The organism is Chitinophaga sp. OAE865 (assembly GCF_040546735.1).
GTDB lineage: Bacteria > Bacteroidota > Bacteroidia > Chitinophagales > Chitinophagaceae > Chitinophaga > Chitinophaga polysaccharea_A.
Genome location: NZ_JBEPOF010000001.1, coordinates 5,352,486 through 5,379,454, shown reverse-complemented (window position 1 = coordinate 5,379,454; position 26,969 = coordinate 5,352,486). Strand labels below are relative to the sequence as shown.

Here is a 26,969-nt window from a genome sequence, read left to right as displayed (position 1 = left end):
GTTCCCTGCGGGTAACCACCGCCTGCTATCCTGAAATGATTTAAATTAGCGGTTTAATACTATAATATAGACGATTAAATGTGACAAAGGACTTATGGAAATAGCAAGTGAAGCAACATACCAGGCTGCCGCAAAGGTGTCTGCAACTATAGAAGCACATTTTAAGAAACATCTCTGCGCTGCCAGGGAAAATGGAGAGGATGATCTCGCCACGGTACCGGCAGCCCGGCAGGTAGAGAAAATTATTGACGTAGCCTTCTGGGCCAGTTTACGGAAGGAGGAAGGAAACCCTATCCGCATCTCCCTGGCTTTTTTACCTCCCACGCAGGCCGGTAAGCCTTTACTTTTTGCGGAACCGCTGCCGCTTACGCCGCAGCTGCTCACCAAACTGGCGCCAGGCGTAGAACGGCCGGGCATCCACATCGGCGTTTGGCCGGTGGGCGATGAGTTATATGTATGGGGCACTACTATAAAACTGCCTAATCTTTGTTTTGTGCTGGATGTATCCGAACCGGGCCTGCTGGTGGTGAAACACCGCCGTGCAGCAGGTTTGGGCAAGTTCACCAACGTGGCCATGCTGCGGGGCGACCAGGTAAAGGTGGTGAATGAAGACAGCGGACTGCTGCCCGACAGTCCGCCTATACTCAGGTCCTTACTGGGTTTAACGCCTTCCTGTTTATGGAACAACAGTGTAAACGTATTGATACAGATAGCCGTGTCTATGCGCGCGCATAAGCGCGGCGGCATATTGCTGGTAACGCCCTCCAACAGCGACGCCTGGCGGGAATCTATCATCCACCCGCTGCAATACCCTATCAGCCCGGCTTTTTCCGGGGTGGCCGACCTGCTGAAATACGACGGCAAAAGCGTTACCGAGATCTTCTGGCAGAACGCGTTGCGCCGGGAGGTGGAAAATATCACCGGCCTGACCGCGGTAGACGGCGCCACCATCGTAAACGACCAGCAGGAGCTGCTGGCCTTTGGCGCCAAGATCACCCGGGCCAAAGATGCCTGGCCTATCGATAAAGTGCTGCTTACCGAGCCCGTGGAAGGCGGTGTGCCGGCGCTGATACATCCGTCTGCCATCGGCGGCACCAGGCACTTATCGGCTGCGCAGTTTGTGCACGACCAGCACGATTCAATTGCGCTGGTAGCCTCTCAGGATGGTTACTTTACCGTATTTTCCTGGTCGGAACAACAGCAGCTGGTGCAGGCGCACCGGATCGATATCCTGCTGATATAACGTATTTATGCACAGATACTTCATTATAAACAAGCCTTTTGACATGGTGTCGCAGTTTGTCAGCTCGCATGAAGTGCGGTTGCTGGGCGATCTGTCGTTCGATTTCCCCGAGGGCACGCATGCCATAGGCAGGTTGGATAATGACTCCGAAGGACTGCTCATCTTAACCACCAATAAAAAGGTAACACGGTTATTGTTCCAGGGCGCTGCGCCCCATGAAAGAACTTACCTGGTAAAAGTAAAAGGACATATGAGCCCTGCTACCCTGCAGCGCTTAAAAGAAGGCGTACCTATTTGCGTAGCCGATGGCGCGGAGTATATCACCACGCCCTGCCGCATAGAAATAGTAGAGCGACCGGCAGGATTGTTCGATCATCCGCGGGAGCTGCCCGTGAATGCGCCGCATACCTGGCTGCTGATCACTTTAACCGAAGGCAAGTTTCACCAGGTGCGTAAAATGGTAGGCGCCGTAAATCACCGCTGCCAGCGGCTTATACGGGTATCTATCGAGAACCTGCTGCTGGGCAACCTGCAACCGGGGGAGGTAAAGGAGCTGCCGGAAGAGGCTTTTTTCCGGTTGCTGAAGATCACCGACTACAAAGATTAACGCAAGATAACTACATGATAAGCGAAGATCCCATTAGTTTACTGACGGGTTTCTTATTAGGTTTGCCGCCCGGACATCATGCTATAACGAAACATTTTATGAAGAAGACTTTCTGGCTTGCAGGCGCTTTGTGCTTATTGCTGCAGGCAACTTTCGCGCAATCTGCGCGTTATCCCCTGATTCCTTACCCGCAGCAACTGGAGGCCAGGGCGGGGCAGTTTGTGATCACGCCTGCCACAAAGCTGGTAGTGCCCGCGGGCTTCCCTACAGAAACAGCCCGGCTGCAGGCATTGCTGAAACAGGCACTGGGCAAGGCTTTGCCGGTGACGAAACAGGCGGCAAAAGGCGCCATTGTTGTACAGCAGAACCCTGCACTGGCAGGAGAGGAGGATTACACCATGGAGGTGAGCCCGCAACAGCTGCTGATCACCGCCCGCACTGCTACTGGTTTTTTCCGCGCTATTCAAACATTAAGGCAGCTGATGCCTGCCGGTATTGAAGTTGCGCATACGCTGAAACGGGTAGCCATCCCCGCTATGCTGGTAAAAGATCATCCCGCCTATAGCTGGCGCGGCATGCACCTGGATGTATCCCGGCATTTCTTCTCCGTGGATTATCTCAAAAAATTCATCGACCTGCTGGCCTTATACAAAATGAACAAACTGCACCTGCACCTTACCGACGACCAGGGCTGGCGCATTGAAATAAAAAAGTACCCGCTGCTTACTTCCCAGGGCGCCTGGAGAGAGTTTAATAACCAGGATTCCGTTTGTATGCAGAAGGCCAAGGACAATCCTGACATGGCCATCGATCCGCAGCACATCATTAAAAAAGATGGCAAAACCCTGTATGGCGGCTTTTATACACAGGAGCAGATGAAAGATGTTATCCGCTATGCGGCCGATCGCCAGGTGGAAATTATCCCTGAAATAGATATGCCCGGTCATATGATGGCGGCTATCCGCTCGTATCCTTTCCTTACCTGCAGCGGTGAAGTGGGCTGGGGCAAAAATTTTTCAACACCCATTTGCCCCTGCAATGAATCTACTTTTTCTTTTGCGGAAGATATTTTTACAGAGATAGCCGCTTTGTTTCCTTCCAGATACATTCACCTGGGCGCGGACGAAGTAGAGAAAACCAGCTGGGCGGCTTCTCCTGCCTGTGCCGAAGTGATGAAGGCCAATAACCTGAAAACCGTAGAAGAACTACAAAGCTATTTTGTAAAGCGGATGGAGAAATTTTTCAACTCCAAAGGCAAGGTGCTTATTGGTTGGGATGAAATACTGGAAGGCGGTATCAGTCCTACCGCGGTGCTGATGTACTGGCGGGCCTGGGTGCCGGATGCGCCCATTAAAGCTGCTAAACATGGCAATACCGTGATCATGACACCGGGCAACCCGCTGTATTTCGATGGTGTTCCGGATCGCAATTCCATCTATAATGTATATCATTTCAACCCGGTACCAAAAGGCTTAACCGCTGAGGAAGCAACACATATTATAGGCGCACAGGCCAATATATGGACGGAATATATCCCTTCAGAGAAGCGGGCCGATTATATGTTCATGCCCCGCATGACCGCCCTGGCTGAAGTTACCTGGACCAATCATTCCAACTACGACAGCTACCTGCAACGGCTCAACGCACATTACAAACGCCTGGACCTGCTGGGAGTACATTACCGCCTGCCCGACCTGGCCGGTTTTACGGAAGACAATGTATTTGTAGACAACGTAATCCTGCACGTACAGAAGCCACTAACGGATATGACTATCCGCTATACCACCGATGGCAGCATCCCCGATGCCCATTCCAAGATACTGCCCGATAATTATGTGATCCGCGAGCCGCAATCCATAAAGCTGGCGGCTTTCAGCCCAACGGGTAATCGCGGTGATATTTATAATCTTCGTTACCGCAAGGAAGCCTACCTTACACCTACCGTAGTAAAAGATGCAAGGCCCGGCCTGAAGCTGGATTATTTTGAAGGCTCTTACAAAAGCGCTGCAAAGATCAAAGAACAGGCAGACAGCTCCCTCCGCGTGAGCAACGTTATCATCCCTGAAGGCATGGGCAAAGGCGGCGGGCCGTTTGGCGCAAAGGTATATGGCTACATCAATGTACCCACCACCGGCATCTACAGCTTTTATCTCACCGCAGATGACGGGGCTATTTTATATATAGACGACCAGGAAGTGGTGAACAACGACGGCTGGCATGCGCCGTTCCAGAAAAGCGGGCAGGTGGCCCTGGAAAAAGGCTGGCACCCTATAAAGGTAGCCTTTGTAGAAGGCGGGGGCGGATACACGCTGAAGCTGGAATACAGCCTGAATGGCAGCAAGCTGCAACCCGTGCCGGATAGCTGGCTGGGAGCGGGGCTGTAAAAAAGATTATTTAAAAATATAGGAAACGGGCGGCAGTAAGCTGCCCGTTTTTATTATTTTTGATACCATCTATGCGCATTATAAAAATATTCCTGTTCCTGTTAACCTTTGCACTGCCGGCATCCGCAACAGATGCGGCGTTAGCGAAGATCCTGGCCTCTCTTAATTCCGGGCAAAAAACATTGTTGTATCAATACGGTACCCTAAACACCTGGGCCACTCCTGCGGAGGCGGATAGCTTCTGGCGCGTGCACCAGCCGGCGTTAGGCGCTATTACCCCTGAACAGGGTAAGGTGCTGGCAACAGAGCTGTTGAATAACACCACGCTCAGCTATGATATCAGGAAACCTTCCCGGTTGCAGGCGCTCAGGGGCGTGTTTACCGCTTCAAGATTGTTGCTGGGCCTGGCCGCGCTGGTAGCCGCTTTTGCGGCGGTGCAGTTGATCGGGAGATATTTGCCGGGAGCGTGGCAATGGTTGCTCCGGAATTTTTACCCTTTGTTCCGGAAGTTATTTTCCCCGCAGATGCTTAGCTGGGAGTTACTGGCAGTAGCCCTGGCAGGTATTTACCGGGGCCCTTTCATCCCTGAGCTGATACTCCGTACCATTGTGATCCACTTGGGGCTGGTGCTGCTATGGACCCAACTAACGGCCATCCTTACACGCCGTTACTTTGCAAAGCAGTACACACATATTATCCTGCAGAGCTTTGATCATTACAATACACCGTTACAGGCTTTTTTATATGTATCCGTACCGGCGCTCGTTACCTCCGTTGCAGTGTGGTGGGTGATGCAGGTATGCCCGGATGCCTGGTACCCGTATGAAGTGATTGTGCCTGCCATGGTGGGCATATTTACCTTGCCGCCATTACGGAATATGGAAAAGGCATTGAGCCGTTTACTGTTTCCTTTTTCCTATGAACGGCTGCGGGCAAAAGACCAGCGTGCCGCCACCTATGTTATTATTTCCCTGGTAGTGTGGGTGCTGTTGTTACTGCTGCCCGTATTGCTGAAGGAGGCCTTACTGATGCTCACCATTTTCCTGGTAATGGCCTTGCTGTTTATTTCCATTGCCGATGTGATCCACAGCGGTGGCAAAAACTATATCTGGCTGCAGGTAGTTGCCCTGGGCTTTCTTTTCGCAGTAGTAGTAACGGGCGCCCAGCTGGGGCAGCTGTTACTTACCTGGACCGGCATGGGCGGGTTGTTACTGTATGTGCTGATCAAGTACTGGGAACTACCGGTGATGCTGGGCTGGAGCTGGAAGAACAAAAAAGCATGGGGCGCATTGGGTATGGCCGCGCTCATATGGGGAATTGCAGTATTGATCCGTTCCCACCCTGAATGGTTCACTTTTTTTCCGGGATGATGAAGAATTTGATGCAAAAGTGTATTTTTGCGCTCCTTACATGCACGGTATTTAATTAATTTAAGATACGCGCAGATCCGAAAACGTACTGACAAGGCTTCTCAGGGCCTCCAAGGCGGGAGTAGGGTTTGCGCTTTTTTATTTTCCTTTCTTTCCTCCGGAGATTTTTTTTCGATAGCTGGTACTAACTGCGGTTATGGATGATATACAAGTGACCGGGGCACTTTTATGATGAGTGGTTATGAATCCCCCGGAAAATGTAATACTTTTATTAACTGTACTTTTTACGCTTAATCGATTTATCAAATCACGTTATGGTGAGAACATTTGCATTTTTAGCCCTGCTGGGCATTGGCGGTAGTGCAATAGCACAGGAACAGAAGGCGCCGTCGTATCCTCTGATCACGCATGATCCTTATTTCAGTATCTGGTCGGCCACGGACGAGCTGAACGGCAGCACCACCAAACACTGGACCGGCGCTACCCAATCACTTACCGGGCTGGTAAAGGTGGATGGCATTACCTACCGCGTACTGGGCCAGAACGAGGCCAGCTACCAGGCAATAGCCGCCACCACCGATGAAGCGGCCTACCAGGTAAAATATACGGAAACCGCCCCTGCAGAAGGATGGGAGCAACCCTCCTTTAACGACAATACCTGGAAAATAGGCCAGGCGCCTTTTGGCGATAATCTGAGTTCCGGCGGCACCCGCTGGGAAAGCCGTGAGCTCTGGACCAGGAGAACCTTCGACGCCGGCGACGTAGCCACCGCAGACCTCTTCCTGAAAATCTCCCATGACGATAATATTACGGTATACCTGAACGGCGAGGAGATTTACAAACACAAAGGCTGGCTGAACAAATATATTTACAAGCCCTTGCCAGACGCTGTAAAAAGTAAGCTGAAGAAGAAAGGCAACATACTGGCCATACATATTCATAACACCGCCGGCGGCGCTTTCCTGGATGCAGGCATTGCCCGCCTGTTACCTCCTCCGGGCAACAAAGGCATAGAAACCGCTAAGCAAACAGCCGTAAACATCAACGCCACGCAAACCAGCTACCAGTTCACCTGCGGTAAAGCGGATGTAACGCTCACCTTTACATCGCCCCTGCTGATGGATGACCTTATGTTGCTGTCGCGCCCCGTTTCTTACATCTCCTATAAAGTAAGCTCCAACGATAACGCACCTCACCAGGTGCAGGTATACTTTGGCGCCTCTACCAATATTGCGGTGAATACACCTGCTCAACCGGTAACCACCTCCAGGTACACCAATGGCCAGCTCTCCATTTTAAAAGCCGGTACCAAAGAACAGCCCATCCTGAAAAAGAAAGGGGACGACCTGCGTATCGACTGGGGCTATATGTACGTGGCAGCGCCTACCGCAGCTCACCCGCAACAATACATCAGCACCGCCGGCGATGCCATAGCAGCATTTGCCAACGGTACTACTGCCACCACCAAACTGGACAAACAGCTGGTGCTGAGCACCGCCATCAACCTGGGTGCGGTAAGCACGCCTAAAGAACAGGTGTTCCTTCTCGGCTACGATGACCTCTATGCTTTACAGTATTTCAATACCAACCTGAAAGCATGGTGGAAAAACGACGCCACCCAAACCATCGATAAACAACTGAACGCCGCTTTCTCCGATTACGCTACGATCATCTCCAAATGCGAACAGTTTAATGTGGAATTACATAAAGATGCCGTAAGCGCCGGCGGCGAAACATACGCCAAACTGTGCGAACTGGCCTACAGACAAGCCATTTCCGCGCATAAACTGGCGAAAAGCCCGCAGGGTGATATATTATTCCTTTCCAAAGAGAACTTCAGCAACGGCTGTATCAATACCGTAGACGTTACCTATCCATCAGCCCCGCTGTTCCTCATCTACAACCCCGACCTGATGAAGGGCATGATGAACGGTATCTTCTACTTCTCCGAAAGCGGTAAATACACCAAGCCCTACGCCGCCCATGACCTGGGTACCTACCCACTGGCCAACGGACAAGTATACGGCGAAGGCATGCCGGTAGAAGAATCAGGTAACATGCTGGTACTGGCAGGCGCTATTGCCCGCGCAGAAGGCAACGCGGACTACGCCAAGAAACACTGGAAAACGCTCACCACCTGGGCGGAATACCTGCAGAAAGAAGGCTTTGACCCGGCTAACCAGCTTTGTACTGACGACTTTGCCGGCCACCTGGCACGCAATACCAACCTTTCCCTGAAAGCTATTGCAGGTATCCGCTCTTACGCTATGCTTGCCAAAATGCAGGGCCTCAGTGATGTTGCCGCCAAATACGAACAAAGCGCCAAAGAAATGGCTGCCAACTGGGTAAAACTCGCTGATGACGGCGATCATTTCAGTCTTGCTTTCGAAAGCAAAAACACCTGGAGCCAGAAATACAACATGGTATGGGACAAAGTGCTCAACTTCGACTTATTTCCTGCTTCCGTGTACAAAAAAGAAACAGACTTCTATCTTAAGCATCAGCAGAAATACGGACTGCCACTGGACAGCCGTAAAACGTACACCAAATCCGACTGGATCATGTGGACGGCAGTGCTCACGGATAACTCTTCAGACTTTAATGCTCTCGTTGCACCGTTGTACACCTATGTAACGGAAACGACTACACGGGTACCACTCAGCGACTGGCATGAGACCACTGATGGAAAGATGGTGGGATTCCAGGCAAGGAGCGTAGTAGGAGGGTATTTTATGAAGATGCTGGATGCGAAGTTTAATCCGGCTTCTGCATCTGCTTCACGCTGACTTGATTTGAGCCCTTTCTGCGTTGAGTAGGAAGGGCGTATAATTTTTAGAATGGATTTGGAAGTGATTTGGAAATTATTATCTTTGCGGTCCGTTAAAATGATTCCCTAGCTCAGTTGGTAGAGCAATACACTTTTAATGTATGGGTCTTGGGTTCGAGTCCCAAGGGGATCACCATAAGGGACAAATCTTTTTCAGAAAGGTTTGTCCCTTTTTCTTTTTGGCTCAAACGCTGCTCCAGCCTGTATATTAAATTAGCCGCTTCATTTATTCTGGTAGTTCGATAATGTGTTCCGTCAAAAATTAATTTTTCGGGGAATATTGAACTGATGATTTTCCTTTTTTCTTCAATGGTGCCGTTGTTATATAGAATATCCAGCTGGCAGAGGATTTTCAGCGCCTTACTCACAATGCCTTCGATGTTGTGATTATTTTGTGGTACTTCCGATAGACGCGCTTCGAGTTCTGATATCTGTCTTTCATAGTCAGCTTTGCTTTCCCTGTAATCAGCGGGATCAATTTCCTTTGAGAATAGTAAGTTTCTGGCTTCCTTGATTTGATCGGATAAAGCGTCTATTGTGTTTAGAAGTTGTTTCCTTTCGTCGTAGTTAGTTTTTGTTTGAGATTTGAAGGCGAAAAGAATAGCTTGTTTGTAGATTTCCCGGAAAGCAGGGCGGGGGACATACTTTTTTATTTCAGTGGCAAATAGCTCATTGGCTTTGTCTGCCTTGTAACGGCTACCACAAGTAGAAATGCAGTGGTAGTAATGATAATGTTTGGTATGTCCTTTTGATGCACTACCTGTCAGCATCTTTCCGCATTTAGGGCAGACAAGAAAACCTCTTAATGGTAGCATGTCGTCGACCACGGTTTTAGTCCGTTGTTTCTTTCTTCTGCCATCGAGTACTTGCTGCACTTCGTAGTACAGCCCCTCGGAGATAATCGCCAGATGTTTACCATGCACAAACATGCTTTCTTCATCCTTATATTTAGGAACATGGATTTTGCCACAATACACAGGGTTGCGGATGGCCATCTAGAAATTATTCTTGCTGCATTTTAAGCCTTTTAGGCGGGCGGTTTTCCATATTTGCTCAGTGTTGTATATGCCGTCTGCAATCGTCTGAAATACCCACTTCATAATGCCGGCTTCCGGTTCTTTTGGACCGATGTACTTATCACCATTTTCCATCGTCCTGTTTTTATATCCGATCGGAGCCGTTCCCATCCATCGTCCTTCTTTTTTGGCCCGGCGCATTCCATGGAATACATTTAGCGCTCTGCGGTCATTCTCTACTTCCGGTGTTGCCAGATATAGCGCCAGCATAATTTTGTTTTCAGGAATGGACATGTCGAGCGGCTGTTCTATAGCCTGTGGTTCTACGCCTAAACTCCTTAGTTGGTTAATCATCTGGTAGGCGTCCCCCGCGTTGCGGCTGAACCGATCCCATTTTGTAAAGATGATCAGATCGGATTTGCCTTTGCTTTTCCGTAGGTCTGCTAATAGTTTTGACCATGCAGGACGATTAAAAGTTTTGGCAGAATGATCTTCATAAACCACTTTACGAACCTGAATGTAATTCATGTCACAATACCTGCGTAGTACTTCTTCCTGGTTACGTTTGGAATAACCTTTATCAGCCTGTTCATCTGTACTAACGCGAATGTATAAATCAGCAATTCTCATGACGTAAAATTTGGTTAACGGCAATTTCTGTCAGAATGTAAATTACAATCAGAATTTCTTCGGCTTCTTCTAACGTGACGTTTAAGCCTTCTTTGCGCAGTAGGTCCACTGCCATTTTGGGGGTCAACTTTTCCATAACACATTTCACTTTAAATCAATGACACTTGCTCTCCTGTGCATAGGGATGAACAACGAATATACGAAATGAAATAGTTGTTGGGATCACTGAGAATAGTTATGTGCGGGGGCGCTGCTGCCGCGCCCCCTGCTCCCCCCGGCAGGGGTTTCAAACAATGGTGGTAAATTGATAGTTTTTTGTCATTGCACATAGCTGAGGTGTGCGAAAGCCTTTATTATATTGGCTTTCAGTTCCTGAATTACGTAAAATATCAGATTATACTACAGCCACTTTTTTTGAGATTTTCAGCTTCGCAAAAATCTGCAAGATTACAGGTTGTATCACAACCTGGGATTACCCTTACCTCCAAAGTCGGCGGGTTGAGAATTAAAGAAGTGAAAATAGCATTAGAATATGGATGAAGGTACCTGATGGGAAGTCATGTTTGGGAGTGGAAATATTTTTAACCCCAACAAATTTTAAAGGGGTTAAAATCAGATTTAGAGATAAAATGGGAGTTGAAATGAGAAAGATTCTTTCAAAAAGACTTTTTGAAAGGTAGTAAATGGGGTCATTTTTTTGGGAAAAATTGGTGCAATTCTGCTTGTAAAGCCTCGGCTAATTTTACAATTGTAATGAACTCGATGTTCTTTTTTCCATTCTCAATTTTGCTGATATCACCCCGGTCAACGCCACTACGAACCTCAAGATCCAGCTGCGTTAGATCAGCAGCCTCTCTTACAGCCTTTATGTTTTTGCCTAAATTTATTTTCTCTTGATTGTATCTATCTGTAGCCATCGTTATTATTATGAATACAAACTCGAAGATTTTTCTTGAAATAAATGTGGTTTATAAACCACAATATTAAAAAAGGTTGTATCTTCGCATTGTGAAATAGATTGAGTGTAAATGATTATTTTCGCGAACCCTTAACATCATTAAGGCCTTCGCTTAATCCTCATCTTGGGAACGTGAGAAATTCTAAAGGGAATGAGGGGATAAGTGACAGCCCATGCTATGCGTGGGCCCACTTACTCGTTCCCATAGGCTTCTCACGGCCTCCAAGACGGGTAATGTTGGGCCTGCGCTTTTTTGTTTTGACCCTACTGCGCACCCACTGACCAATAGAAAAATCAACCTAGATCATAAGGAATTGATAATCGGATCGCCTGATCCGAAAAGGGGGATTTGTTTGGCTTAAACCGGATAGATATGTATTGTCAAACCAAGTTTTAAAAGCATTTTATTATGGAAAGTTTATTAGCAGTTCTAAAGAGAATTACCCCTTATGGCTCTGAAAGAGGGTTTATTGAGCTTTGCTGGTGCCAGTTGAGTAAGGTGATAAGCAGCAAAGAAGCGGATGCCTGGCCATCTGATAAAAGGGATCATTTTATGTCACTGACCAATTTTTTCATTGCAACAGCGAGAGCGGTTTTTACTGTTCGGGATGCGCTGATTAAGGCTGAAGCGGAGGACTTAAATGAGGTTTTGCGTATCCAACTTGCGGAATCGCTGGATGATTTGGCTGAATTTGCCTCTGTTGTTGATCAGAATGAACTGAATGAAACGATAGACGAGTACGTGGAGATACTTGTAGATCAGCAAGAGTGCTTCCTGAATACAGTAGGGGTGGAGTTTGGGGCAGGTTATTTTCGGACTTTTTTTCTGGCGGTTTACGATCTCGATATAGAGACGCGTATTTATCTGGCAACTCAATTTTCAAACAATAAAACATTGATTTATGGGTAACGAAATGAATGTATTGAATAGACTTCACAGTGCATTTACAGCGATTGCTATTCGTTTTCGGGAGCGTGTTTGCGAGGAGTGTAATTATAGCGTTCCTACTTTTTATAGGAAGATTAGGAGCGGGGATAGAATTGAAAATGGTAGGGTGGTTTCGGTACTTAGTAATGCTGAGAAAGGTAAGATTCGGGAAATTGCAGAAGAGGTTAGGGAGGAATTGGAAAGCTCAGTGCGGGATTTGAGCGAAGGCAAATGAAAATGTTTAGATTTCTTCCAGAAGCCGCTGTTCTCGGCGGCTTTAATGTTTTTGCCCTTGTAGTTTATGTCGTGGCCAGTTTTAAGGGATTACAATTCTAATACTCCTATTTTTCAGGGAAAGAAAGAAAAAGCAGTAGACTAAAGGTTTATGTGTGTTGGGGCCGACACTTCCGAGAATATTGTGACATTTTAAGATCGGCTAGACGCTGCCTATTTGATTGAAAAGTATTTTTTGTTTTCAGAAATTAATTGTATTATTATTAATTAAATATTTAAAGCCTATTCCTTGTTCTTGATATGCAAAATAAGATACTTACCTATAGTTTGCTTGCTCATCTTAATGAAAATTCATCCCTTGCAAAAAGTTATGAAGATTTGTTCGTTCCCCTGGTAAAGCGAGCGTTATCAAAAATGTGTAATTCTGGTCAATATGATGGAGATGATATTCAAGATATAAATAATTACCTTAAAGGGTTATGCGGAATAGATATGCCTAACCCAGTCTTATACAAAGTATTAAAAATTATTGAGGTTGAAAAAAATGCTGAGGGCAAGGAACTGGTTAAGTTTTATAGTGATTATGCCTTTACCATTAGAAAATTCACATTTGACGATTATGAAGAATTCCTTCTTGAGAAGGAAAAGAGATTTGCTTTACTAGAGAAGGTTTATGCTGACTTTATTAAGGCACAGCAATCTGATGAAGATATTTCAATATCTACCATTTACGAGTTTATTGAAGAGAATAAGAATAGCCTAGGCAGATATATAAAAACTAACTACCCTGCCAGAAGTAATGAATCGTTAATTCCTGCAAGGTTTATAAACTTTATTGCAGATATGCCGGATCTATATAATCTCGTTCAGTCTTTGTATATAGGAGCAATAATATCCTCATATCTTCAGTATGAACCTCAGAAAATAAATACAACAGTTGAATTGGTTTTAGATACAAATTTCGTGGTCAGCTTATTAGATTTAAATACCAAGGAATCGACCAGAAATTGTAAGAAGTTATTAGAGCTGGGAAAGAAATTAGGTTATCACTTTACTATATTAAACATCACCATTCAGGAAATTGAGCAATTATTGAACAATAGAATAGATCACTTTGATACATCCTTCTTGTCCCGATTGGTAGATAAGGAAGATATTTATAATGCTTGTTATCGGAGGGATTTATCAAAAACTGATCTCGAAAGAATTAAAGGAAATCTGAGTATTGATTTAAGTACATACGGCGTTAATATTATATTTAATACTGATAAATATCAGAGAATAGCAAAGAATGGTAACGAAATTGAGGCTTTTCAAAAAGTTCGAAACACGACATTTGCTGCACTACACGATGCTACTTGTTTCGCTTATGTACGTGAAAAGAGGCAAAAAGCAATCTATGATTTTAATAAGGTTAATTGTTGGTTTGTTAATAATTCAAGTTCTAGGAACTCGCATTCTTATGTTAACGGGCAGCAACCAATAATGATTAAAGCAGAAGATTTACTAAATCTTTTATGGCTAACTTCCCCTATGATTCGGAGTAATATAGATGCTACCGAGTTAGCTACTATTGGCCTTTCTAGGCTCATTTCGAATACAATGAATGATTCTTTACCCCATGCAGGTATAATCCGAGAGCTAGATCTAAATATTCAAAAATATAGTAAAGAGAATATTTCTGAAGAAGATGTCGTAAGGGTTTCTAAAATGATCGCCAGCCGAAAGATTGAAAACATTGAGGCGTTAAACGAGCTAGCTAACAGTGATAGTCGTGAGTTTACAAAGAAACTACAACAAATTGCAGATCAACAAAAAGAACATGAATCGAAAACAATAGGAATGATTAATGGGTTTTTAGATAAACTGACTAATGATCAAGAAAAATTAACGGGAACAAAGCAAGAGTACGAAAGGAAAAAAGCAATAGCAGAAGAAACTGTTGCCTTAAATGTTATGCTTTCTGATCAATTAAAGGAAACAAGAAGAGCATTAAATAAAGTGAAGAATGATCATGTAAGGGACCAAAGAGAAAGCTTCAAAGAAAACCTTGTTTTAAAGTGGAAACGAAAATCTGTATATTTGATTTTAATTGTTGTATTTGTTCCCTTGCTTGTACTCTGGTTAATTGACATGTATAGTCATGAGCAATTTTTGAAATTCTACACATTGTGTACAGAAAACGTTTTTTATAAATATATTATAGCTGTTGGATATACCATTGCAATTGGTTATGGTTTGCAAAATTTATATTTTAAATTTATCAATATATCTAATATTGAAAAATTTGAAGCAAGAATAAAGTATCCTTCAGATATGCAATTTGTCGATGAGGAATAATCATTTTTATAGTATATTCTATCGAGAAGTTAGATTTCTGCATTGTAGAAATTATAATGATGTGATTAATCACAATCTTTTTGTTTATAGTCGTTTACTATATGGCAAAGTAAAATGAATCTATAACAGTTTTATTGACGTATTGTAGAATTAGGAATCGATTATCATTAATATAATGCTTCAGAAGAGTAGATATGGTGTATTAAATTGCTGAAAAATGAAATGTATTGATTATTCTTTTTAATGCTCATGGCGCGGAATTTTCTTAAAAACATTTGGGAAAATCCCAAATTCAAATTTTATGGTTTAATTGTTTCTTGCTTCGCTTCAGGTGGAGGTTTTGTGTTCTGGTTGCTAAATAATCAAATACAATACCTTAAAGATAGGAATGAGGATTTAGGGAAAAACTATGAGTTGAATCGAGAACTGGATAGGAAAATATGTGAAAGCCAGCAAACTGAGATGCGGATCAATGTTGAAATGTCATTAAGTAATTCCTATAAGAAGCTGAAAAAAGGTTCAAAGGAAGCAGAACTTTTTATGGAGGCTTATGAAATAATTCATGGAGGGAAAGAAAAATGAGGAAACAAGTAAAAGTATTTATTTTTTTGTTTTTGGTATTTTTTATTGCGTCTGCTATAGTTTGTTACTTGTATTTAAACAATGTTATCTCGCAAATAGAACTCAAGAATAGTCAAATTGCTCAACTTGAGAAGATTGACAAATTAAATAAGAAAATCAACTCTGATAAAGATCGAATTATTCAGTTACAAGAACAGTCGATTGCCGTACTTCAAAAACGTATTGATAGTTTAGGTAAAAAGAAAGGAGCTGATAATATTATAGGTTTTAACTACGGTAATAAATCGATTTCTGTAGAAGAGTTTTTAACTATTTTTAACAATATGTATAGGGAGAATGAAGAGAATAAAGCAACCATTTCCGCTTTAAGAAAGAATTTTGGTATTTCCTATAATCCAGCAGGAAATAATAAACTGGTCTTGGCAATAGATTCAAATTCTATTATAAACGAATATACAGCTTTAATAAAGACGCAGAATAGTACTATTAGTAATTTGAATAAGAGGGTTGATACTTTATTAGATAAGGAATTTATATTAAATTTTTTGCAAAAGAGATATCATATTCCTTATACTTTTGATGGTAAGACCATTACTGTACATTACAACAAATTAGATACACTGCTAGATGTTTATCCTTTAATAAAAGATAGAATAAGAATGGATGACAAAAAAGGAACAATTTGGATTAAGGGGTTATATAAAGGGCTTTAAAGGAAATTCAACTAGTTTGAAAATTCTAATATCTGCTCTCTGATGACATTACTATTTCTTTAAAAGAAGTAATAAAGTAGTTCGATTTCTGTACCATAGGGATCACAAAGGCGTGATACAATTCAAAAGAATGTATCACGCTTTTTTATTTGAATATCTTTTTACTCATCTATTAATTCCCTTTCCATCTCCTCAATGGTGGGTAGTTGAGTTTTTAAGCTGTCTGGTATAATTTCGGAGAGTTCAAAGGAACTTATCCCTATAGGTTTATTCAAATCGCGCAGTGCATATTCCACTTCTATTTTATCTTTCATTCTGCATAGTATCATTCCAATTGAGGGACTATCAGAAGTATGTTTTAACTGGCTATCCACTGCAGATAAGTAAAAGTTCAACTTGCCTGCATATTCTGGTTGAAATTTTCCGGCCTTCAATTCTATAACTACAAAACAACGAAGGTGTAAGTGGTAGAACAATAAATCCAGGAAATAGTCTGACTCACTGATTTCTAATTTATATTGGCGACCGACAAAAGCAAAACCCTTCCCAAGTTCTAGCATGAAATGTGTTATTTTCTGGGTAAGGGCCAGCTCAATTTCTCGTTCCTGGGCGGTTTCTTCTAATCCTAGAAAATCAAAATGATAGGGATCTTTAATGCTTTCAGCGGCCAGATCAGATTGCGGTTTGGGTAGGGTTGATTCAAAGTTGTGATCCGCTTTTCCTTGTCTTAAATGGTAATTACTTTTAATGTTTATTTCAAGTTGCGTCCTTGACCAGCCATTTTTATGCGTTGCTTTCGCATACTGGACGGCTATTTTGAGTTCTTTTATTTTTGAAATCAGGAGTCGTTGATAAGACCAGGGTAATTGTGCCACAGGTTGTGGCACAAATTCAAATTCTTGTGAAAAGAAGAGGTACCATTGCCGGATTGTATATAAATTTCTTCTCGAGAAGCCGTTTATTTCCGGGAAACTTTTCTTCAGATCAATGGAGAGTTGTTCCAGAAAGTTGTCCCCCCATTTTGATTCGGTTTGACGTAGAACAATTTCTTTCCCTAGTTCCCAATAAAGCTCAATCAAAGCAATATTGAAATTCGCCGCCGCCTTTAGTTGAGCTTGGCGTACTTTGTTCTTTATTTCTAATAGCCAATCTTTGTAAGCCTTTTCATTCATAAATTTTTTTGTTATTATCGTTAAACAATGGTCATTACATCATTATACCTTTATCATTGGGCTGATAAGTTAATTGAACAGACATGTTGAAGTGAATCAATCAACAGAATGAAAAGGGATTAACCATCTGATAACATTTTGGCGTATTAGAATGGTAAGTCTTGTATCGGATTAAGAATAGGTGGGTTTCGAAACATTAGCGCCGAGGATTTAATGAACTATAGACGGTAATGCTTGCAAACAATATAAAAAATAGTTCGATTTCTGTACCACAGGGATCACTGGGAAGACTTAAAGACCTGCGCGGTGCGCGGGTCTTCTTTTTTGATCTATAATGATGGAGTAAGGTGGTAGAGTATATGAGGCTTTACAAAAAGCGAAACTATCTCAACTAAGATACAAATTAAATATCTGTTAGTCTAAGGCCGCTATAGAATTATCCGATATTTAGCAACTAATTTTAAATAAAATAAAAGACCGAAATCGCCTATATATTTTTCCTCAATAAGAAGGAGAGCGTTTTAGCGAACTTTAAATATTATTTTTCTTGACTCTTACCTTCTTATTTGGAAATTAAAGAATCTATAATTGCTGCCGCTGCAGCGATTAAGGCCCCATATGTTTTATTGGGCGAATCGTCGCGGCCAGCAGATATTATTGACGATATTAAGTATTTTTTATCCCCCTCGTTATACATGAAAACTGGTGAGCCAGAGAATCCTTCTTCAGCTTCTGTTTCGTAAACACACATTGGATTGGGTGGGTTTGTTTGGTCCAAATATAAGTACTTGCCATGTCTAATTTCTGGTGTTTTGCTGTCTTTTGATGTCGGGAAGCCTATATACATTATTCCTTGATGCTCTCCTTTTAAATCCCATTTCGTTTCCAGATCGTATCCGAAATTATTGGGCGCATTGTATTTTAGCTTTATTACCGCCATGTCAGAATGATTATCAAGAGGGAAGAAATAGACAGGAGCGTTAAGTGGAAATCGGCGATCACTATCCTCGATTTGCATTTCTACAACATCGCCTGACTGATAGCCCATTTTAGTAAACAGGTGTTTGGCTGATAGGAGGTACTGACCTCCTTTATATTTCGTTAAAAAGGTTGTTCCTTGGGACACTACGACTTTATCACCAGCTTTTCCTTGTATATTTTTTTTAACTACAAATAATCGGTAAACTAGTTTTGCTAAACTTGTATCTTCAGGTACCTTCCCGGCAAAAACTTGAGCGTTTAAATTCATAAAGGATAACATGAATATTGAGATCAATAAATATTTCATTCGTAGAGATTAATGAGCTAATGTATCATTTTTTTGAGATATAATGTAGGTATGCTTCTCGATTTGTTTACATTTAAATCAAATGATTTGTCGAGGGTGGTTTGTTCCAAGAGGTCAAGCTTTAATCTGGTGAGCGTAGTGTGTTCTGACAGAATTTTAAAAACGGGTCACAAAAAGTACATATGATTTTTCCGATCTTGATCACTACAGTGAAAACATTGAATAGTATGTTTGGTGACGTCGATGAAATTTATCGGGGCGCCAAGATTAGTTATCGAAAGTATAACGAAGATGCGAGGCTAGTGTCAATTTCTATCCATTCACCCCGATGGCAAGCAATATCCGGAATTGAAAATGGCTTTAGAGCATTTCGATGATAATATGAAATAAATATGATTTCGATTTCAAGAAGATAAGAAATGCTATAGCACATAAGAGGAGCCTGTGAAGGCCAATATTTAACAATAGAACATTATATTAGCTTTCTGTCTTTTGAATAAGCGGTTAATGATCTCATGAGAATTTATTCCCATTATTTCTCGTAATGACTCTTCTGGTGATTTTATCGTTCCATTCGCTTTCAGTTTGCATCTGTAATAAATGTACGGAAGCACTTTGTCTTCTTTTGATAGTTGAGTTTTCGTACAATAACACAATACAAGGGAGTACAGCTCAAAGCCAGGCTTGTTTACCCTTCAAAATGCTCAAATTTGCTTCATATTTCTGCTATTTAATTTATTAAATTGGGTTAAAATTTTAAAATATTGGAAAACAATATCCCAATAAAAAAGCCGAGTCCACGGTAGATTTCCTGGGACATATTTTAGATACTTTTGAGTTCCCTATACACAGAATTCAAACTGATTGGGGGACCGAATTTTTTAATGATCTGTTCCAGGAGGAACTAATGGTTCACTATATAAAATTCAGACCGATTAAGCCCAGAAGTCCGCACCTAAATGGAAAAGTAGAACGTTCACAACTAACAGACAAATCAGAATTCTACTGTACAATTCCCCGGAAGGAACGGAATCTTGATCTTGCTCCTAAGTTATTGGAATGGCAAAATTTCTATAATTACAATCGTCCACATGCATCACTACAAGGGTTGACGCCTCATGAGAAATTACTGGAAGTAGAACACCTTATCCCAATACAACCAGAAGTTACAGGAAAGTATTGGGAAAAGCAGGTACAAATTATCGCGAGAAACAGTAAAATGTACTACAGAAATCGTCAATGATTTTGTCTCACATCTATTGAAATATCACACTTTAATAGGCTGTCTGTAATTGTTTTTCGATAAGTTTTAGACCAACTTAAGCTCAAGTTGTGATTTTTTAATAAAAGTTTTAGTGGACATAAAATGCCATATACTGTAGTCCAAAGAGGATCTTGAAATTCTCAGAAAATCTGCGGCATATTCAACCACTCTTTTGGTAGAGTAGTAGTCGTTTATTTTTAATTCTGCCATTTCAACAAACGAGTATATATGCCTATCAACTGCTACGGTATCAAAGTCAAGTAATTTTAGCAGATAGTCCAACGTTTTTGGACCAATGCCATTCAATTCTAGAAATTTCAACTGATTTTCTGGGAAGGCTAAATAGTACCTTAGATCAGTGCACGTATTTATTCTGTTTTTTTGGGAAAAAATTAGGACACTCTTAATTCTATTTAATTTCGTGGAACTTTTCCATACTATAATGTTTTCTAGTCCTTCTGAGGTAATAAGCTTTCCGAATCTATTTACGGTGTTTGCATTAGGATACAAGGATAGTACTCTTTCGACTCTAGGTTTTACAACAGTTTTGTAATTCAAACTTGATTGTAGAATAATGTCGGTATAAAGTGCGCCAATATGATTGTAGCAAAGGTTATTATTCTTTTCAAAGACGGTAAATTCTCCGCCTAAATCTGTGATAAAGTTAGCTAGTTTTCTAGCATCTTTTGCGCAATTCATATTGTTTTATTTTAATGTTCTTGTTCAATCTGTCTTATAGCTTCTAGTCTATCTACGCAGTTTGGACAAGCTCCACATGGAATTATTGCAGACGCCTGGCATGAAAATGTAGTTCCTATCGGAGCATCTAATTCAATACCAAGTTTAGCAACTTCATATTTTGATTTATATCTGAACGGCATGCTTATTTTTACCGACCCATAATCACTCAATAAGCCATCCATTTTTTCAAAAAATTCATTTGAACAGTCTATTTCTTTGGCATGGTTACTATTTATGAATGCAGAATACACATAAGAATAACCGATATTGCGCGCAAATGTAGCACCAATTGTTAATAAAAGTAAATTTCGATAGGGAATATAAAGATCATCTGCAGAAATTTCGTCTTTCCAAAGATCTGCGGCTTTGATAAATTTAGATTTAGATTTTTTATAAACTGATTGAATATCAATTGATTCTATTTCTTCTGTTTTGTTAACGGGCATAACCTTTCTTAAAGTTTCAAACTCAGTTTCGGCGCAATGTTGTCCGTAATTAATAAATAGCGGAATAAAGTCAATTCCTTGTGCTAGTAGCCAATACGCTAGAGTCGTTGAGTCTAGTCCGCCAGATGCTAAAAGGACTCCATTTTTATTTCCCATTCTGAAATATATTACTACTTTTTATAAATACTTCTGAAATTATTACGTCTAAATCGCTTGAAATTACATCTGGTAATTCTGTTAACATGCAGTTTGTGGCCCTATTAAAAGGATCATAAACTATACTAGGTATACCTTTCGCAGCCGCCCAGCCTATTTCTAGAAGAGTGCCGGGATCATCATACAATAGCACTCCGATTAGAACTGAACATTCACTTAACATAACCATATCTTTGGAAAAAAGTTCTTGTCTTCGTGCTTTTGTAGCATTCTTTTCCATTTGACCATTTTCTTTTATAGGTCTTCGAGGCGTGAAATTATGATAAAGGAGATTTTCTACTAATTTATCTATGGGTGTTGTATCTATGAAATCAAAATCAGGTGCTGCTATGTAAATGTTAATTTTTTTTCTTTCCTCCCATGGAAGAGTTGTTCCACCTAGTTTGATTAAATCATCCAAATTGGATCGAATAATTCTTGACACATTTTTTTTGAAGTCATCCGGGTATGTAGTACTTGCATACTCGGCTGCAATCCAGGAGGAGAAAAACATTGCCTCTCGAAGATTACCTGTATTATATTTAAATACACAAGCTGCAAAATAAGCATCCCCAACTCCCACCGAATGTATTATAGGGCGTGTTTGTGAGGGGGAATTTGCCGCTTCTTTTTCTGCGAAGTTAAATCCTCTACTACCTCCTCTATTTTCCTTGAGAATTATAGTTTCTGTATATTCTTTGAAATGATCAAAGAAGGTGGTTAAATTATTATCGAATAGTTTCTTAAATAAATTTGAAGATGTAGATGAATAAATGGAATCTAGCTTTCTAGGTAGTGTTTTAAAGAATGAAATGTCGTCGATGTTATTTGCTAAGTCTATATGAATTTTACCTTTAGGAGGGATCGAATTTAATATATCATTTAGATGATAGTTTCCTGATATTAATAGATAGTCACTATAATCTGCGTTGCTTATTTTTTGATAGGCAGAAGGATAATGTTCAATTTTTAGTTCGTCCCTTAATAGGAAATCATATCCTTGATCTCCTGTTTCTTTTGCCTCTGAAATTAAAAAAACATATGGAGTACCAGTTACATTGCCTAATTTAAGGATATTAGAACATCCATGTGAGTTTAAGTATTTATGGATAGCTTCATCCAAATAAGGTGGCGCAAAATATGCAACGTCAAACGGCATATCTAAGGCCCATAAACATCTTGCGGCATGCACAATTCCGCCCATTCGAAGTTTGATGTCTGTTGTTGCTGTTCTTAATGTAACGTCGACAAGGATATCCCCAATCAGACACATTTTCTTAGTAGTTGTCATAATGGAACAATGTCAACAGTTACTGAAGGGGTCGGAGTTTTGGTGCTTGCACTTATGCTTCCCGCATACTTAAAGCCATTGTCTAAACAGATTTTTATGTGATTAAATTTGGTTGGTAGGTATCCAATTTCTTCACCGGACTTACTTTCTACTGTTAGCCTTACCCCATTAAAGGATACCCAAATATCTGCTCCTACTGGTGGGACATTTTTATGAACGCTGAAGTAAGAACATCTTGCTACTTCTTCTAAGGAGCAGGTAAATGCAATGCCACATTGATCATTTCCGCTTGATCCACCATTATCCCCTTTTGGATTTGTTGGCTTTTGTTGAGAATAATCGCTAAAGGAGCCACTTCCTGTACTTCCCATAATCAGTTTATTTTTTAAAGTGATTGAACTGTTTTAAATGGTTAGGGTTCATAAAAGAGTATCCCTATTCATAGTGATGGATTGCATAATTAGTCCGATAGAAATATTGGCTATTATGGCTAGTATGGTCAGCTTTTATCCCAATTTATTACCATATTCTTAGTTAAATGATTTTCAATTTCCGATTTGAGGACTCTGATGTTATACGCTTTCATAACGGATATTTTAGTGATATAGGAATTATTTAATTTAGACTTAATCGATGCCTGACTTGATCTTTTCTGAAGATTGATTTCAGATATTAACGCACAAAACAATAGGTATATACGAGTGATGTAACAATTAGGGCATCACGTTATCGCAATATACGTAATTAAAACAATATAGATATATATTACAAGATTATGTAAGTATAAGTAATAGTCTCTGTTTAAGGATGCCACGTTAGATTCTCGACCAATAACAGTACCAATTTAAGATACTTTCTGTTTCACTCAAATCCGCGCGGGGCGTTCGATTTTTTTATAACCGGGTTTGTAATTTTCCGTTTTATGTAAATTTCAGAAAATTGATCTAATATATTTATTGGCTTTTATGATTAGTTTCCAACTCTCAATATTATTATTTTCTCTTTCTAATATTACACTTAACATCTGATTACTATAAGAGTAGGCCTTCGGTGACTGAATAGATCTAATCAGTCCAGGCGGAATGATTACTTTTATTGACTTAAAGGTTCTCTCCGTTACAGTTTTCAATATTGCAAGGCCATCTCTTCGTTCAGCAGCATTATTAATATTTAGAACAAGACTCAATTTCTCAACATAGTCCTCATTATTGCTTTCTAAATAATAGGCTAGGTTATTATCAAGCCCGTTAGCGGCCGATGCCGTACCAAATCTATAGTAATCGGTAATACTCATAAACCCTCCCATGCCATCACTGCGCCAACTGTGAAGTTGCCCTATTCCATTTCTAGATAATTCTGTAGTCAATGAGTTTATATTATTGAATATGGCAATTTTTGAAGACACTGTTTTAGAGGGAGAGATGTTGCCAAATTCAACTAACATATTACTCGGCACCCAACCGATATATGTATCAGTTAACCACTCAGGTTCTATCACCTTTACCCTGGCATATTTCCCTTTATTTTCAAGGATGGTCAGTTTACATGATTTGCTTAGCTCACAGTACACAGTGTCCTTTGTAATCGAGGTAGCTTTTTCGTTGATTAGCCTTTGTGAGGAAGTTGAAGGGGATATTAAAAGATCAATACCTTCTTTTACAGCATAGTATTTAGGAGTCTCCTGTTCAGCTTCAACCTTGCTTTCTTCTCTCGAAGCTGTATTGCTGCAGGACCAGCATAAAATTGCTAACAAGAATAAGTTGAGTATTTGTTTCATAAGTGATTTATAAGATGAGAGGTAGTTATTTTTTGAGCGCAACTTATTTACATAAGGACATAACAAATTCGTTAAGCATATTTTTATTTAATTTATATCTGTATTCGAGTTACTGTAGATTATTGAAAGAGATATTTCCAAAATCTTCATATAAACCCTTGAGAGACCTTGATCTCTCAAGGGGAAAAAAGTATTATTTAATAATATCAAATTTACATGCTTAGAAGGTAAAGTATTTACGGTTTCCCGTAAATGCCTGTAAGTAGCGGAAATGGTATAATTCGACAGCCATTAATGTTCATTTTTTTTGTTGATAAGGTGACGCAATTTTCATGTCGAGACCTTACCCTGATTGGAGAATCCTACTAATAGTTCTCTAATCATTTTTATTTGATAAAAAATAATCTTCCCCCTGTAGGATTTGCCTGTGAATAAATTTTATTGAGCTCACCATTCAAAAGAAAACTCGAAAAAGAAGAAAGCAAAAATACCCAGCACCTGGTGCACCTACCAAAAGACTACGGCATAAAGCGTCAGAACATATTCTCACCATCCGTTCCTGCTCTAGCGACATCAGGCCATTGAGCGACATTACCCACGCATTTATTCCGTTTCCTTTTGGTAGATCCACCAGCGCTGGGTGCGAAGAAGGCTTTCTTTTTTTCTCTTTTTTCTTTTAAAAGCTGCTACCCGGCAGCCGTTTGTTTAACCAAACCTTTAAAACTTATGTATTACATCAAGAAGTTTGTTAACTATTGGGTTATTTACAACTGCGCCAATGGCGCCAGCCGTTTACTCACCGCACGCGAGCAGGAAGTCGTAGCCCGGGAATTCCCGGAGCTGACCTGCTGGCAGGTTATTACGGTGTACTTCGCAAGGGTGAATTGCATAAAAGCAATGCCGTAAGCAGGAGGGCCCGGAATCCCGGGTCTTCTTTCGCGGCAAATGCCCACAAAACCGCAACACTCCCTCAGCGGACCAACCCCACACCCCAAAAGGAACACATCACCTGGATAAACAGCTAAACCATAGCTCTCCGGCGCCTTTCCTGGTTTTTCATGGATAGATTCCTGGGATCTGCAGATGGGAGTGGAGCCGCCATTTCAAGCTGGATCCATACCGGTTCTGAGGATATGGTATTAACGACTGACCCAAATGAATTTAACGGGAATAGCAGCTGGAAAAAAATCAGGGATCTGGGAAAAAGTTACAATAGCAATGAGACAGGAGTTCTACCTATTCACAGATATTACAGAGATCAAACAAAGTCTCACTTTTATACAAGAGATATAAATGAATTAGGTAACGGGGCTCAGGGCTTTGTTTATGAAGGGATTGCTTTTTACCTTAAAAATTCAGCCCCGATAGACCTTAGGCTACGTGACGGGCATTTTTACCAGGATAACACAACAGGCGCACTATATATTACATTTGAAAGCACATTAAGACATATTGATTCCTGGGAAACGGCTAAAAGACTATTTAATTTTACATATGACCCTCGAACAGGATGGCCGAATTTTTATATTAATAAAGAAGATATTGACAAAATTAAAGGACCCAGAGGGAATGATATCACTGCAGCAAACCGGCTGGTCCATGATACCGGTACAGGAAGAACCTATTTTGTAGACGGAGGAAATTACAGGTACATTCCCGATATGCAGGTATTCAGGGGCTATCATTTTAATGAAGATGCTATTGAGAGTAAATATGTCCGGGCATCATTTGCAGGCAAGCAGGTCACGATAACTTATTAATTACAGGACGTGCCGCAGATGAAAGCATCGCCACCAGCTCGGTCCGGTATCGTACCGAAGGCCATAACAATGAAAATGGTTTCAGTACATAATTGTTACTGAGGCTTTTTTCGATTTTACGCTTAACTACTTGGAAAACAACATTGTAAGGAGTCTCAAATTAGCCAATAGTGAGTTCGGGTATTGTACCAGCGGGATCACAGGGAATTTTCAAAGCTCTCGCTGGTCGCGGGCTTTGTTGTTTTGTATCCCTCCGAGAGTCTGTGCAAAAACTAATCAAAAACGATAGGGGACAGCCAACAAAATGAGCAAAACAATTGTTCACTATGCAGTTATTTAAAATAATTGCCATTGATTATGTATCTGGAAACGACCGGAGTCAAATTCATTTTTTTGCTCTGGAAGAAATGGTATCTCAAGATTCCTGGCTGAGAGTAATTGATTTGTTCGTTGATTTACTACCATTGAAAGATTTGGGATTTAAGCACACACTCCTTCAGAAAGAGGGAAGGCCACATTACGACTTATTCGGCTCCGATGCCCACTACTGCGCCCAGCTACGAGTGTATTCCCACTTCTGAATTTCTATATAACAAAGATCAGGATTGCTATATATGTCCTTCTGGAGAAGTGATGAAGCGGATAGGTGATTGTAGCAGAAAACACTATGTAGCTAGCATCTATAAAACTACTGCTTGCGAAACCTGTACTATCCGGCAGGACTGTACACAAAACAAACAGGGTCGTGTCCTTGAAAGAACGCAATACCAAGGCGTTGGTGAAAACAAGGAACGTGTGCTAGCCAATCCGGGATATTACAAGCTACGACAGCAGATCATTGAGTACCAGTTTGGAACAGTTAAAAGACAGTGGGGATTTACATTTACCTTATTAAGGGAAAAGTAAATGTGATGTCCGAAGTCCATTTGCTGATGATTGTATATAATCTTAAAAGAATGATCTCAATAGTAGGCATAGATGACCTCAAAAGAAGATTGAGAGGCTTTTTCGCACAGACTCTCGGAGGGATACGCATTAACCCGGATAAATTTGAAATCTCCGTCTGGCATTGACCCTACTCCGATTTTAATTCCTTGGGCCCTTTGGATCTTATATCCATATGTAGTAAAGAGAGTATCTTCTACTATTCTCGGCAATGTTATAAAGCGCCATTCCGGCCAGGGCCGGCAATTGCACCCGTTT

24 protein-coding genes, 1 tRNA gene and 1 pseudogene are annotated in these 26,969 nt (G+C 41.1%); 15 read left to right on the top strand and 11 right to left on the bottom strand.

Annotated features, from left to right (window positions below; all coding sequences use genetic code 11):
* The first annotated feature begins 94 nt into the window (after positions 1 to 94).
* The 6 genes from ABIE50_RS21535 (at position 95) to ABIE50_RS21510 (ending at position 8,567) form a co-directional block, all read left to right on the top strand.
* On the top strand, positions 95 to 1,243 hold the full coding sequence (locus ABIE50_RS21535; RefSeq protein WP_209859791.1) for a putative sensor domain DACNV-containing protein: 1,149 nt from the start codon (positions 95 to 97) through the stop codon (positions 1,241 to 1,243).
* A gap of 7 nt (positions 1,244 to 1,250) precedes the next feature.
* A complete protein-coding gene (locus ABIE50_RS21530; RefSeq protein WP_209859792.1) occupies positions 1,251 to 1,850 on the top strand; it encodes a pseudouridine synthase in 600 nt (199 codons plus the stop codon).
* Between the two features lie 98 nt (positions 1,851 to 1,948).
* The gene (locus ABIE50_RS21525) at positions 1,949 to 4,234 is read left to right on the top strand and encodes a family 20 glycosylhydrolase (protein WP_209859794.1); all 2,286 of its coding nucleotides are present in this window, start codon (positions 1,949 to 1,951) and stop codon (positions 4,232 to 4,234) included.
* Between the two features lie 71 nt (positions 4,235 to 4,305).
* Positions 4,306 to 5,604: a hypothetical protein gene (locus tag ABIE50_RS21520; protein ID WP_209859796.1), complete on the top strand. Its 1,299-nt coding sequence runs from the start codon at positions 4,306 to 4,308 to the stop codon at positions 5,602 to 5,604.
* 314 nt (positions 5,605 to 5,918) lie between these two features.
* The gene (locus ABIE50_RS21515; RefSeq protein WP_209859797.1) at positions 5,919 to 8,390 is read left to right on the top strand and encodes a glutaminase family protein; all 2,472 of its coding nucleotides are present in this window, start codon (positions 5,919 to 5,921) and stop codon (positions 8,388 to 8,390) included.
* Positions 8,391 to 8,491: 101 nt separating this feature from the next.
* A tRNA-Lys gene (locus ABIE50_RS21510) sits at positions 8,492 to 8,567 on the top strand.
* A 526-nt stretch (positions 8,568 to 9,093) separates the two neighbouring features.
* Here the strand turns inward: ABIE50_RS21510 and ABIE50_RS21505 are convergent.
* The 4 genes and pseudogenes from ABIE50_RS21505 to ABIE50_RS21490 form a co-directional block, all read right to left on the bottom strand.
* Positions 9,094 to 9,426: pseudogene (locus tag ABIE50_RS21505) on the bottom strand (recombinase family protein); the annotation flags it as partial.
* Positions 9,427 to 10,077, bottom strand: a complete 651-nt coding sequence (locus tag ABIE50_RS21500) for a recombinase family protein (protein WP_209859798.1) — start codon at positions 10,075 to 10,077, stop codon at positions 9,427 to 9,429.
* Positions 10,064 to 10,213 (bottom strand): hypothetical protein, encoded by a 150-nt coding sequence (locus tag ABIE50_RS21495; RefSeq protein ID WP_209859799.1) that lies wholly within the window; start codon positions 10,211 to 10,213, stop codon positions 10,064 to 10,066. Before ABIE50_RS21495 ends, ABIE50_RS21500 begins: the two co-directional genes overlap by 14 nt.
* Before the next feature lie 553 nt (positions 10,214 to 10,766).
* The gene (locus tag ABIE50_RS21490) at positions 10,767 to 10,994 is read right to left on the bottom strand and encodes a helix-turn-helix domain-containing protein (RefSeq protein WP_209859800.1); all 228 of its coding nucleotides are present in this window, start codon (positions 10,992 to 10,994) and stop codon (positions 10,767 to 10,769) included.
* A gap of 450 nt (positions 10,995 to 11,444) precedes the next feature.
* Here ABIE50_RS21490 and ABIE50_RS21485 point away from each other — a divergent pair, with 450 nt between their 5' ends.
* The 5 genes from ABIE50_RS21485 to ABIE50_RS21465 all read left to right on the top strand — a co-directional run bounded on the left by ABIE50_RS21485 (position 11,445) and on the right by ABIE50_RS21465 (position 15,832).
* A complete protein-coding gene (locus ABIE50_RS21485; RefSeq protein ID WP_209859801.1) occupies positions 11,445 to 11,945 on the top strand; it encodes a hypothetical protein in 501 nt (166 codons plus the stop codon).
* The gene (locus ABIE50_RS21480) at positions 11,938 to 12,198 is read left to right on the top strand and encodes a hypothetical protein (protein ID WP_209859802.1); all 261 of its coding nucleotides are present in this window, start codon (positions 11,938 to 11,940) and stop codon (positions 12,196 to 12,198) included. The genes ABIE50_RS21485 and ABIE50_RS21480 overlap by 8 nt, the downstream gene beginning before the upstream one ends.
* 299 nt (positions 12,199 to 12,497) lie before the next feature.
* Positions 12,498 to 14,537, top strand: a complete 2,040-nt coding sequence (locus ABIE50_RS21475; RefSeq protein ID WP_209859804.1) for a hypothetical protein — start codon at positions 12,498 to 12,500, stop codon at positions 14,535 to 14,537.
* Between the two features lie 249 nt (positions 14,538 to 14,786).
* Positions 14,787 to 15,119: a hypothetical protein gene (locus ABIE50_RS21470; RefSeq protein ID WP_209859807.1), complete on the top strand. Its 333-nt coding sequence runs from the start codon at positions 14,787 to 14,789 to the stop codon at positions 15,117 to 15,119.
* Positions 15,116 to 15,832: a coiled-coil domain-containing protein gene (locus ABIE50_RS21465; protein WP_209859809.1), complete on the top strand. Its 717-nt coding sequence runs from the start codon at positions 15,116 to 15,118 to the stop codon at positions 15,830 to 15,832. The genes ABIE50_RS21470 and ABIE50_RS21465 overlap by 4 nt, the downstream gene beginning before the upstream one ends.
* Positions 15,833 to 15,993: 161 nt before the next feature.
* On the opposite strand, the gene ABIE50_RS21460 is transcribed toward ABIE50_RS21465, so the two are convergent.
* Positions 15,994 to 17,004, bottom strand: coding sequence for a PDDEXK nuclease domain-containing protein (locus ABIE50_RS21460; protein ID WP_209859812.1), 1,011 nt, complete (start codon positions 17,002 to 17,004; stop codon positions 15,994 to 15,996).
* Positions 17,005 to 17,566: 562 nt separating this feature from the next.
* Positions 17,567 to 18,292 carry a trypsin-like serine peptidase gene (locus tag ABIE50_RS21455; protein ID WP_209859814.1) on the bottom strand — a complete coding sequence of 242 codons (726 nt, stop codon included), beginning with the start codon at positions 18,290 to 18,292 and terminating at the stop codon, positions 17,567 to 17,569.
* A gap of 907 nt (positions 18,293 to 19,199) precedes the next feature.
* Between ABIE50_RS21455 and ABIE50_RS21450 the strand changes: the two genes are divergently transcribed.
* Entirely contained in the window at positions 19,200 to 19,535 is a 336-nt protein-coding gene (locus ABIE50_RS21450; protein WP_209859816.1) for an integrase core domain-containing protein, read from the top strand.
* A gap of 66 nt (positions 19,536 to 19,601) precedes the next feature.
* Here ABIE50_RS21450 and ABIE50_RS21445 read toward each other — a convergent pair whose 3' ends face one another.
* The 5 genes from ABIE50_RS21445 to ABIE50_RS21425 all read right to left on the bottom strand — a co-directional run bounded on the left by ABIE50_RS21445 (position 19,602) and on the right by ABIE50_RS21425 (position 24,006).
* Positions 19,602 to 20,255 (bottom strand): HhH-GDP family DNA glycosylase, encoded by a 654-nt coding sequence (locus ABIE50_RS21445; protein ID WP_209859819.1) that lies wholly within the window; start codon positions 20,253 to 20,255, stop codon positions 19,602 to 19,604.
* Positions 20,256 to 20,266: 11 nt separating this feature from the next.
* A complete protein-coding gene (locus ABIE50_RS21440; RefSeq protein ID WP_209859821.1) occupies positions 20,267 to 20,899 on the bottom strand; it encodes a 7-cyano-7-deazaguanine synthase in 633 nt (210 codons plus the stop codon).
* Entirely contained in the window at positions 20,889 to 22,229 is a 1,341-nt protein-coding gene (locus ABIE50_RS21435; protein ID WP_209859823.1) for a nucleoside 2-deoxyribosyltransferase, read from the bottom strand. Before ABIE50_RS21435 ends, ABIE50_RS21440 begins: the two co-directional genes overlap by 11 nt.
* Positions 22,226 to 22,600, bottom strand: a complete 375-nt coding sequence (locus ABIE50_RS21430; RefSeq protein WP_209859825.1) for a hypothetical protein — start codon at positions 22,598 to 22,600, stop codon at positions 22,226 to 22,228. The genes ABIE50_RS21435 and ABIE50_RS21430 overlap by 4 nt, the downstream gene beginning before the upstream one ends.
* A gap of 560 nt (positions 22,601 to 23,160) precedes the next feature.
* The gene (locus ABIE50_RS21425; protein WP_209859827.1) at positions 23,161 to 24,006 is read right to left on the bottom strand and encodes a hypothetical protein; all 846 of its coding nucleotides are present in this window, start codon (positions 24,004 to 24,006) and stop codon (positions 23,161 to 23,163) included.
* Positions 24,007 to 24,732: 726 nt separating this feature from the next.
* Between ABIE50_RS21425 and ABIE50_RS21420 the strand changes: the two genes are divergently transcribed.
* From ABIE50_RS21420 to ABIE50_RS21410, 3 genes are all read left to right on the top strand, one after another.
* Positions 24,733 to 24,912 carry a hypothetical protein gene (locus tag ABIE50_RS21420; RefSeq protein ID WP_209859829.1) on the top strand — a complete coding sequence of 60 codons (180 nt, stop codon included), beginning with the start codon at positions 24,733 to 24,735 and terminating at the stop codon, positions 24,910 to 24,912.
* A gap of 152 nt (positions 24,913 to 25,064) precedes the next feature.
* Positions 25,065 to 25,766 (top strand): hypothetical protein, encoded by a 702-nt coding sequence (locus ABIE50_RS21415; RefSeq protein ID WP_209859831.1) that lies wholly within the window; start codon positions 25,065 to 25,067, stop codon positions 25,764 to 25,766.
* Positions 25,767 to 26,303: 537 nt separating this feature from the next.
* Positions 26,304 to 26,672 (top strand): transposase, encoded by a 369-nt coding sequence (locus ABIE50_RS21410; RefSeq protein WP_209859833.1) that lies wholly within the window; start codon positions 26,304 to 26,306, stop codon positions 26,670 to 26,672.
* The last annotated feature ends 297 nt before the right edge of the window (positions 26,673 to 26,969 follow it).

Coding starts and splice junctions, on each gene's coding strand:
- ABIE50_RS21440 (WP_209859821.1), bottom strand. CDS start 20,899: ATGGGAAATAAAAATGGAGTCCTTTTAGCATCTGGCGGACTAGACTCA.
- ABIE50_RS21445 (WP_209859819.1), bottom strand. CDS start 20,255: ATGAATTGCGCAAAAGATGCTAGAAAACTAGCTAACTTTATCACAGAT.
- ABIE50_RS21450 (WP_209859816.1), top strand. CDS start 19,200: ATGGTTCACTATATAAAATTCAGACCGATTAAGCCCAGAAGTCCGCAC.
- ABIE50_RS21475 (WP_209859804.1), top strand. CDS start 12,498: ATGCAAAATAAGATACTTACCTATAGTTTGCTTGCTCATCTTAATGAA.
- ABIE50_RS21495 (WP_209859799.1), bottom strand. CDS start 10,213: ATGGAAAAGTTGACCCCCAAAATGGCAGTGGACCTACTGCGCAAAGAA.
- ABIE50_RS21425 (WP_209859827.1), bottom strand. CDS start 24,006: ATGAAACAAATACTCAACTTATTCTTGTTAGCAATTTTATGCTGGTCC.
- ABIE50_RS21500 (WP_209859798.1), bottom strand. CDS start 10,077: ATGAGAATTGCTGATTTATACATTCGCGTTAGTACAGATGAACAGGCT.
- ABIE50_RS21485 (WP_209859801.1), top strand. CDS start 11,445: ATGGAAAGTTTATTAGCAGTTCTAAAGAGAATTACCCCTTATGGCTCT.
- ABIE50_RS21515 (WP_209859797.1), top strand. CDS start 5,919: ATGGTGAGAACATTTGCATTTTTAGCCCTGCTGGGCATTGGCGGTAGT.
- ABIE50_RS21480 (WP_209859802.1), top strand. CDS start 11,938: ATGGGTAACGAAATGAATGTATTGAATAGACTTCACAGTGCATTTACA.
- ABIE50_RS21490 (WP_209859800.1), bottom strand. CDS start 10,994: ATGGCTACAGATAGATACAATCAAGAGAAAATAAATTTAGGCAAAAAC.
- ABIE50_RS21435 (WP_209859823.1), bottom strand. CDS start 22,229: ATGACAACTACTAAGAAAATGTGTCTGATTGGGGATATCCTTGTCGAC.
- ABIE50_RS21420 (WP_209859829.1), top strand. CDS start 24,733: ATGTATTACATCAAGAAGTTTGTTAACTATTGGGTTATTTACAACTGC.
- ABIE50_RS21535 (WP_209859791.1), top strand. CDS start 95: ATGGAAATAGCAAGTGAAGCAACATACCAGGCTGCCGCAAAGGTGTCT.
- ABIE50_RS21410 (WP_209859833.1), top strand. CDS start 26,304: ATGCCCACTACTGCGCCCAGCTACGAGTGTATTCCCACTTCTGAATTT.
- ABIE50_RS21460 (WP_209859812.1), bottom strand. CDS start 17,004: ATGAATGAAAAGGCTTACAAAGATTGGCTATTAGAAATAAAGAACAAA.
- ABIE50_RS21525 (WP_209859794.1), top strand. CDS start 1,949: ATGAAGAAGACTTTCTGGCTTGCAGGCGCTTTGTGCTTATTGCTGCAG.
- ABIE50_RS21430 (WP_209859825.1), bottom strand. CDS start 22,600: ATGGGAAGTACAGGAAGTGGCTCCTTTAGCGATTATTCTCAACAAAAG.
- ABIE50_RS21470 (WP_209859807.1), top strand. CDS start 14,787: ATGGCGCGGAATTTTCTTAAAAACATTTGGGAAAATCCCAAATTCAAA.
- ABIE50_RS21455 (WP_209859814.1), bottom strand. CDS start 18,292: ATGAAATATTTATTGATCTCAATATTCATGTTATCCTTTATGAATTTA.
- ABIE50_RS21530 (WP_209859792.1), top strand. CDS start 1,251: ATGCACAGATACTTCATTATAAACAAGCCTTTTGACATGGTGTCGCAG.
- ABIE50_RS21520 (WP_209859796.1), top strand. CDS start 4,306: ATGCGCATTATAAAAATATTCCTGTTCCTGTTAACCTTTGCACTGCCG.
- ABIE50_RS21415 (WP_209859831.1), top strand. CDS start 25,065: ATGGATAGATTCCTGGGATCTGCAGATGGGAGTGGAGCCGCCATTTCA.
- ABIE50_RS21465 (WP_209859809.1), top strand. CDS start 15,116: ATGAGGAAACAAGTAAAAGTATTTATTTTTTTGTTTTTGGTATTTTTT.